At 72.1% G+C, this 7,561-nt stretch carries 8 protein-coding genes; all 8 read right to left on the bottom strand.

Going from position 1 to position 7,561, the window contains the following annotated elements; genetic code table 11:
* A partial coding sequence (locus tag G6020_RS08830) for a copper transporter (RefSeq protein WP_241732635.1) occupies positions 1-826 on the bottom strand: 826 nt, incomplete at its 3' end.
* A complete protein-coding gene (gene steA, locus G6020_RS08825; protein ID WP_182610361.1) occupies positions 823-1,995 on the bottom strand; it encodes a putative cytokinetic ring protein SteA in 1,173 nt (390 codons plus the stop codon). The genes G6020_RS08830 and steA, both read right to left, overlap by 4 nt.
* 59 nt (positions 1,996-2,054) lie before the next feature.
* A complete protein-coding gene (gene recN, locus G6020_RS08820) occupies positions 2,055-3,800 on the bottom strand; it encodes a DNA repair protein RecN (protein WP_182610360.1) in 1,746 nt (581 codons plus the stop codon).
* Between the two features lie 9 nt (positions 3,801-3,809).
* Entirely contained in the window at positions 3,810-4,739 is a 930-nt protein-coding gene (locus tag G6020_RS08815; RefSeq protein WP_182610359.1) for an NAD kinase, read from the bottom strand.
* Positions 4,736-5,554: a TlyA family RNA methyltransferase gene (locus G6020_RS08810; protein ID WP_277815258.1), complete on the bottom strand. Its 819-nt coding sequence runs from the start codon at positions 5,552-5,554 to the stop codon at positions 4,736-4,738. The genes G6020_RS08815 and G6020_RS08810 overlap by 4 nt, the downstream gene beginning before the upstream one ends.
* The gene (locus G6020_RS08805) at positions 5,554-5,769 is read right to left on the bottom strand and encodes a hypothetical protein (RefSeq protein WP_259846774.1); all 216 of its coding nucleotides are present in this window, start codon (positions 5,767-5,769) and stop codon (positions 5,554-5,556) included. Before G6020_RS08805 ends, G6020_RS08810 begins: the two co-directional genes overlap by 1 nt.
* Positions 5,770-5,779: 10 nt before the next feature.
* A complete protein-coding gene (locus tag G6020_RS08800; RefSeq protein WP_259846771.1) occupies positions 5,780-6,778 on the bottom strand; it encodes an HAD-IIA family hydrolase in 999 nt (332 codons plus the stop codon).
* Positions 6,779-6,783: 5 nt separating this feature from the next.
* A partial coding sequence (locus G6020_RS08795) for a hypothetical protein (protein ID WP_182610357.1) occupies positions 6,784-7,561 on the bottom strand: 778 nt, incomplete at its 5' end.

Raw genomic sequence — 7,561 nt, 5'->3', positions numbered from 1 at the left:
TGGCCAGCCGGCCGGAGTCCGAGCCCGCGGAGTCGACGGTCGAGACACCGTCCTCGCCGGAGGAGCGCAGCACGGTGACCGCGTCGTACCCCTGAGCGCCCGTGAGTTCGGCCGACACGACCGCTCCCGCGCCCTCGCGGTCCAGGGTCCGCGCGAACGAGGCCACCCGGACCGCGGTCGACTCGGCCTCGCCGGGGCCTGTGACGACCAGCGCCAGCTGACCTGGTCTCAGGGTGCCGGGTTCGAACTCGACGAGTCCCGCGTCCGACAGGGTGGTGAGGACCGTCTCGCGGTCGTCGTCGTCGAGGTGTGGTTCCGCGTCCTCGGTCCGCAGCAACCCGGCACGGCCCACGGCGGTGCCCAGTTGGGTCCCCAGGTCCGCATCGGTGGCCGGTGCGTCTCCGATCGGCAGGTTGGCCACGAGTGCCTGGACCTCGGCGTCGGCATCCGGGTCGACGGCCTTGTCGGTGAGTGTCACCCGTCCTGCGGCGATGCCGCCGGCCGCACCGATGACGTCGACGGCGGCGCTGACGTCCTCGTCGGACGCCCCGGGGGCCACCACGACCAGCACGGGGCGATCCTCGAGGGTGCCGTCCAGTACCGGCCGGGCGAGCTCACCGGCCATGTCGTCGAGCCGGTCGACGGCGAGTCGCCGTTCGGCCGACTCGGCCCGGGTCGACTCGAGTTGCGCCGCCGTCGTCTCCTCGCGGTCGACCACCGCGTCCCGGATCGACGTCGCCACGGACGTCGACCCCAGGACCACCCCCAGCCCCAGGGCCAGGAACACGGCGACCAGCGTGAGAACGTGGCGACGCAGAGAGATCAACGGACGAGCCCCTGGACCCAGAGGGCGAAGGTGTTCCATACGTCGATGGCCCAGATGAGCAGGTCCTGGGCGGAGTCGCGGGCGACCACCACCGCGGCCACCGCGATGAGCGCCGCGAGCACCACGAGGGCCAGCCCGATCCCGGCACCTCGCGAGCGGTACAGAGTCGCACACGCGTCGGCGTGGACGAGGCGGGACGACACGGCGGTGTCGACCATGGTCGACGACGGTGCGGAGGAGGCGCCGAACGCGTTCTCGAGTCCGCGGTCGTCGCCGGTCACCACGATCATCTCGGCTCCGCCGTGGAAGGCCAGCAGCAGGGCCATGTCGCGTGCGGTCGCCGCGGCGGGGAACGTGGTGGCCCCCACGCCCAGCTCCGTGACCCGCTCGAGCCCCTCGGCCCTGCCGTCGCGATCCGCCGGCACGACCAGGACCGCGCCGTCCGTGAGCACCTCGTCGGAGACCCCGGTGGGGGTCGCGACCACGACGTCGGCGGAGATCCGGGCCGCACGCAGCAGTTCGGCCCCCCCGTCCACACCCACGACCAGCGGTCGGTACTCCTTCATGAAGGGCTTGAGATCGGAGAGCTGCGCCTCCGAGGCCCGGTCCCCGGTCACCACCACCACGTGGCGACCGGTGAAGTCCACGTCGATCCCGGGAAGGCCCTCGCCGTCGAGGAGCAACTGGTGCTCGAGGCTGAGGAACTCCGTGGCGTTGGCCAGGTGCGCCAGCGCGGACTCGACGTACCCGTTCTCCGCGGCGTGGACCTCGGAGAGGAGGGTCTCGGGGCCGACCTCACGGCCGGTGGCCAGCTGGCCCTCGGTCTTGACCGAGTAGACCACGCCCTCGTCGATGCGGACCCGGGTCCCGTCCTCGACCTCGGCGAGGTCCGCGTCCTCGATGACGGGGATGGTCGACGAGGCGAGGATCCGGAACGCGGCACGGGGCAGCATCTCCTCACCGGGGCGCGGCACGTGGACGACGGCGGCGACATCGGCCTCGACGACGGCGCGGGCGGTGGCCGCCGACGTCCGGTTGAGGTCGAGCACGGCGACGTCCTTGGAGCCGAGCTTGCGGGGGACCGGTGATCCCGCCCGGACCTGGCGGACGGTACCGACCACACCGGCGAGATCGTTGGAGCGGCGATTGAGCAGACCCGTCATCTTCATGTGCCCGAGTATCACGCGTGTGATTCGAGTGACGAGGGAGGTCGGTTCGGCGTGTCGGATTAACGGTCGACTTGAGCTTGAGACTTCTCCGACTGCGCCTTGCCGAGGAGCTCCTCGGCATGCGCGAGACCGGTGTCGGTGTCCTCCATCCCGGCGAGCATCCGCGCGAGTTCGATGACCCTGTCCGAGTCGTCGACCGCGCGCACACCGGACACGACACCGTCCCCACCCGTGGAGTCCGCGGCCTTGTGGATCACGAGGTGCGTGTCCGCGTACGCGGCGACCTGCGCGAGGTGGGTCACGGCGATCACCTGGTGGGTCCTGGCCAACCTGGCCAGACGCTTGCCGATGCTCAGCGCGGCGCGTCCACCCACTCCTGCGTCCACCTCGTCGAACACCAACGTCCCGCCACCGGAACGTTCCGCCAGGACGACCTCCAGGGCCAGCATCACCCTGGACAGCTCGCCGCCGGAGGCGCCCCGGCCCAACGGGACGACCCCCGACGGCCCGTCGAGAGCCAGTTCCACGTCGTCCAGGCCGGACTCCGTCGCGGCGGCGAGGCCGTCCCCGGCAGGGGTGACCCTGACGACCAGCCCGGCTCCGCCCATGGACAGCTCGGCCAGCTCCGAGGTGACGCGTCGTGCCAGGTCCTCCCCCGCCGCCCTGCGGATGGCGGTGAGCTCGGCCCCCCGCTCCTCCAGCTCGAGGGCGAGCCTCGCGACCGTGGCCGTGAGGTCGGCCACAGCGGAGTCGGAGGTGTCCACCTCGGACAGGCGGATGCGCGCCTTCGCGGCCCACTCGATCACGTCGTCCACGTCGGTCCCGTACTTCCGGGTGAGCGCCCTGAGATCATGCCGTCTCTCGAGTGCCGCATCGAGGTCGGCCGCGTCCACCGGGAGTTCGGCCAGGTAGAGGCCGAGCTCGGTCGCGGCGTCCCCCAGCGCGGCGACGGCCTGGTCGATACTCGTGGCGATGGGATCCAGGGCGGGGTCCCCCGCCCCCGCGAGCCGCTGCCGCAATTGATCCAGGACGTTGACGACCGGCTCCGCGGTCTCTCCGTCTCCCGTCAGGGTCTCGTGCGCCTGCCCGGCCACCTCACGCAACTCCTCCGAGTCGGTGAGACGCCGGATGACGGCATCGAGCTCGGCTTCCTCCCCCGGTCTGGGGTCCAGGGCGTCGATCTCGTCGAGCCCGTGGCGCAGCAGGTCGGCCTCGCGGGCCAGCTCGCGGGCACGCCCGGTGCGCTCTGCCAGCGACCTCTCGGCCTCACGCCACCGATGGAAGGTCTCTCGGTATGCCCTCAGTGCGGCCCGTGCCGGCTCGCCCCCGTGGGAGTCGACCGCCTCGCGTTGCCGGTCCGGACGCAGTAGGCGGAGTTGGTCGTTCTGACCGTGGACCGCGAGCACCGGGGAGCAGAACCGGGCCAGCGTTCCGGCGGGGACCGAACGACCACCCAAGCGGGCCCGGGAACGTCCGTCGGCGCCGACCCTGCGGGCCGCGATCACCGTCCCGTCCTCGTCGAGCTCGACGTCCGCCTCCTCGAGGAGTCTGTCGAGCTGCTCTCTGTCCTCGGAAGCCATCGTCGCCGCGGCGGCCAGGTCGAACCGCCCCTCCACCACGGCCTTGTCGGCACCGCGGCGAACCCGGCCCGGATCGGCGCGCCCCCCGGCCAGAAGCCTCAGACCGGTGACGACCATGGTCTTGCCGGCGCCGGTCTCACCGGTCAGGACCGACAGGCCCGGGGCGAAATCGGCCACGGCCTCGTCGATGACGCCGAGTCCGCTGATCCGAAGTTCCGTGAGCACGCACCCACCCTAGGGGAGGGGGCGGGCGGCGGACCGGCCACGCCACCCGGTCACCGGGAGTTCGAACTTGGTCACCAGTCGGTCCGTGAACGGTGAGTCGTCCAATCGCACCCACTTGACCGGCCTCCGGCCGCGCACCACCTCCACGCGGCTACCGGCGGGGGCGTCGACCAGCCGCCGCCCGTCGAGCACGACCACCGCGGGCCCCGACCGGGTCCCGGTCTCCACGGCGACACGCGAACTCGGCGCCACCACCATGGGCCGGGCGAACAGGGCATGGGCGTTGTTCGGGACCACCAGGATCGCGTCGAGCTCCGGCCAGACGATCGGCCCTCCCGCGGAGAACGCGTAGGCCGTCGACCCGGTCGGGGTCGACACGAGCATGCCGTCGCACCCGTAGTCGCTCACCGGTCGCCCATCGATCTCGACCGACGCCTCGAGGACGCCCTGCCGGGAGACCTTCTCGATACTCACCTCGTTGAGCGCCCAGTCGTGGCCGAGGACGGTGTCCCCGTGCATGACGGTGGCCTCGACCGTCATGCGCTCGACCACCCGGTAGTCCCGGTCGGCGATCTGTTCGACGACGCCGTGGAGCGAGGAGACCTCGGACTCGGCGAGGAACCCGACATGCCCGAGGTTGACCCCCAGCACCGGCACATCGGCCGCGGTGGCGTACTGACACGCCCGCAGGAACGTCCCGTCCCCACCCAGGACCAGGACGAGCTCGCACCCGTCGGCGGCGTGCGGAGTGTCGGCGACCGACTCCACGCCCGTCCCCGTGGCGACGTTCTCACTCGTGTCGGCGAGCATCCGCACCGCGATCCCCCGGTTCGCGCAGGCGTCGACGACCTGGGCGACGATGGCGACGATGTCCGGCCGCTCGATATTGGCCTCGAGCAGGATCCGGCGGGGCGTCCCCTGACCTGTCATGTCCGTCATTTCGGCCCCTCCTCCACGGCGCGGTGGATGGCGTCCGACGCCTGGTGGGTCAGCTCCACCGGGGCGCCCGACCCGGTCTTGCGGAGATGGAGGAAGTACTCGACGTTCCCGGACGGCCCCGGGAGCGGGCTGGCCACGCAGCCGAGGGCCTCCAGACCGAGCGCCGCAGCGGCGCGCGCGACACCCGTGACCGCCTCGATCCGGAGGGCGGGGTCGCGGACGACGCCACCCTGGCCGACCCGCTCGCGGCCCACCTCGAACTGCGGTTTGACCATCGGCAGCAGATCCCCACCGGTGCGGACGCACGCGGTCAGTGCGGGCAGGACGAGCGGGAGGGAGATGAAGGACAGGTCCGAGACCACCACGTCCACCTCGCCCCCGATGTCCTCGGGAGTGAGGGATCGCACGTTGGTCTTGTCGTGGACCCCGACGCGACCGTCGCTGCGCAGGCGCCACACGAGTTGCCCGTAGCCCACGTCCACCGCCTCGACGCGGGCGGCACCACGTGAGAGCAGAACGTCGGTGAAGCCTCCCGTGGAGGCACCGGCGTCGAGACAGCGCGCACCGTCGACGCGCACACCGAAGGCGTCCAGCGCACCGATGAGTTTGTGGGCTCCCCGGGAGGCCCAGTCCGGTTCGTTCGACGCGGCGAGCGCGATCGAGGTGGTGGGCTCCACCTGGGTCGCGGGTTTGCTGGCCGCCACCCCGTTGACGATCACACGCCCGGAGCCGATGAGGTCCCGGGCCCGTTCCCGACTGTCACACATCCTGCGGCGGACCAGCTCGGCGTCCAGGCGCCTCCGTGTGACCGCCATCAGCGGGCGGCGTCCAGGACGGAGAGCGCTCGGGCGATCAGGTCATGAGCGGCGTCCAGGGCCCGGACCTGATCGTCGCGGACCACCCCGCCGTCATCGCCGTCGGCCGTCGACGGCCCGACGGAGTCGGCGAGGAGATCGTCGAACGCCGAGCGGAGCTCGTCGACGTCCGGGCCCACGGGGCCTGGAAGTGGTGTCGGTCCGGGAGTGCTCACGCGGTCCACGCTAGCCCACGACGAGTCCCGCATCGGCGAGCCGCGACCGCGCACCGTCACCGGGATCCGCGAGTGCGGTCACCCCGTGCAGCCACGCCTGACGGATGACGCTGCGCGCGAGGTCGACGCCACTCAACGTCTCCGGGATCCCCTGCAGGTGAAGAGAACCGTCCAGCACCCTCGCGTCGAGTCCGGCGGCCGAGTCGATATGACTCGACTCGGGCGGCGCCGCGAGCGCCGAGAGGTCCCGGGCCAGGTGAGTGGCGCGACGACGCTCCTCGGCGACCAGCAGGTCGGCCGTCCCGTGGACACCGGTCAGGACCAGAAGTGAGGGCATGTCGGCCGCGACCGCCCCTTCGATGTCGGTGTCGAGCCTGTCGCCGATGACCAGTGGACGCGTCGCGCCGACGAGGTCGGCGGCGGCCCTGAGCACCCCGGCGGCCGGTTTCCCCGCCACGACGGGTTCGCGGTCCGTCGCCGCACGAAGCGCCGCGACCAGCGAGCCGTTGCCGGGGAGCAGGCCCCGCTCGGTGGGTAGCGTCGTGTCGGTGTTGGAGGCCACCCACGGAACCCCACGGCGGATCGCGAGGCACCCCTCGGCGAGGTCGCCCCAGGTCAGCTCGCGGGACAGCCCCTGGAGGACCACCTCCGGATGGTCGTCGGCCGAGTGGACGACCTCGTAGCCAGCCTCCCTGGCGAGGTCGCGGAAGCTGTCGTGGCCCACCACGAGAACCCTCGCGCCGGCGTCGACGTGATCGACCAACATCATCACCGCCGCCTGGGCACTCGTCATGACATCGGACGCGCGGGCGGTGAAACCCAGGTCGCGGAGGTGTGCCGCGGTGTCGACGGGAGCACGGCTCGCGTTGTTGGTCACGTAGACCACCGGGAGCCCCGAGGCGTCCAGTGCCTCGGCCGCGCCCGGTACGGGCTCGGAACCTCGGATGAGCGTCCCGTCGAGGTCCACGAGAAGTGCGTCGTGCAGATCCGACAGAGTGGCTGGTGACACCGGGGTCAGTCCTCGAGCTCCGCCAGGCGCGACTCCGCGTCCGTGTGATGATCAGGGTCGGCCGCCACCGCATGGCCGAACCATGCGGCGGCCTCGTCCTTCCGACCGGACGCCAGCAGCACCTCCGCGTACGCGTAGTCCAACCGTGCCGCCTCCTCGCCCACCGCCGCCGGATCGGCTCCGGCGTCCTGGAGGGTCACCAGGGCGGCATCGAGCTGGCCCATGTCCACCCGCGCACCGGCTTCGACGATGCGCAGTTCCACGAGGTCCTCACCGGAGACCTGGCGGGACTCCTCCCCCCGGGCGAGCTCGATGGCCTTCTGCGGGCGCTCGAGACCCCGCTCGCAGTCGGCCATCATCGCGAGCAGACCGGGACCTCCCGAGATCCGTCGGGCCGCACGCAGTTCCCCGAGGGCCTCGGACCACTCACGGGCCCGGTAGGCGAGCACTCCGAGGGTCTCCCGGACGACGCCTATCCGCCCGGCGCGATTCTTCGCGGCCCGCCCGTGGGCGAGGGCCAGCTCGGGATCGTCGTCCACGAAATGCATCGCCGCGACCAGGTGCCGAGCCACCAGCTCGGCGTTCGCCTTGTCCAGCCCACGGAGGTCCCGCCTGATCTCCATGTCGAGATCTGCGGCCTCGATCTCGTCGGGGAGGGCCGGTTCGTCGACCCGCGCTGCCTGGCGGGCGTCCTGACCGGGGCGACCGGCGGATCGCCGGTCGTCGAACTGCCGTCCGCCACCGCGCGACTCACCGCGGGACGCCCCACCGCGGCGGTCGGCG

Source organism: Dietzia sp. B19, assembly GCF_014145155.1.
In the GTDB taxonomy this organism is placed as follows: domain Bacteria; phylum Actinomycetota; class Actinomycetes; order Mycobacteriales; family Mycobacteriaceae; genus Dietzia; species Dietzia natronolimnaea.
Note: the sequence above shows the minus strand (reverse complement) of the source record. Positions and strands in the feature narration are given on the sequence as shown.

Coding starts and splice junctions, on each gene's coding strand:
- G6020_RS08810 (WP_277815258.1), bottom strand. CDS start 5,554: ATGGCGGTCACACGGAGGCGCCTGGACGCCGAGCTGGTCCGCCGCAGG.
- G6020_RS08815 (WP_182610359.1), bottom strand. CDS start 4,739: ATGACGGACATGACAGGTCAGGGGACGCCCCGCCGGATCCTGCTCGAG.
- steA (WP_182610361.1), bottom strand. CDS start 1,995: ATGAAGATGACGGGTCTGCTCAATCGCCGCTCCAACGATCTCGCCGGT.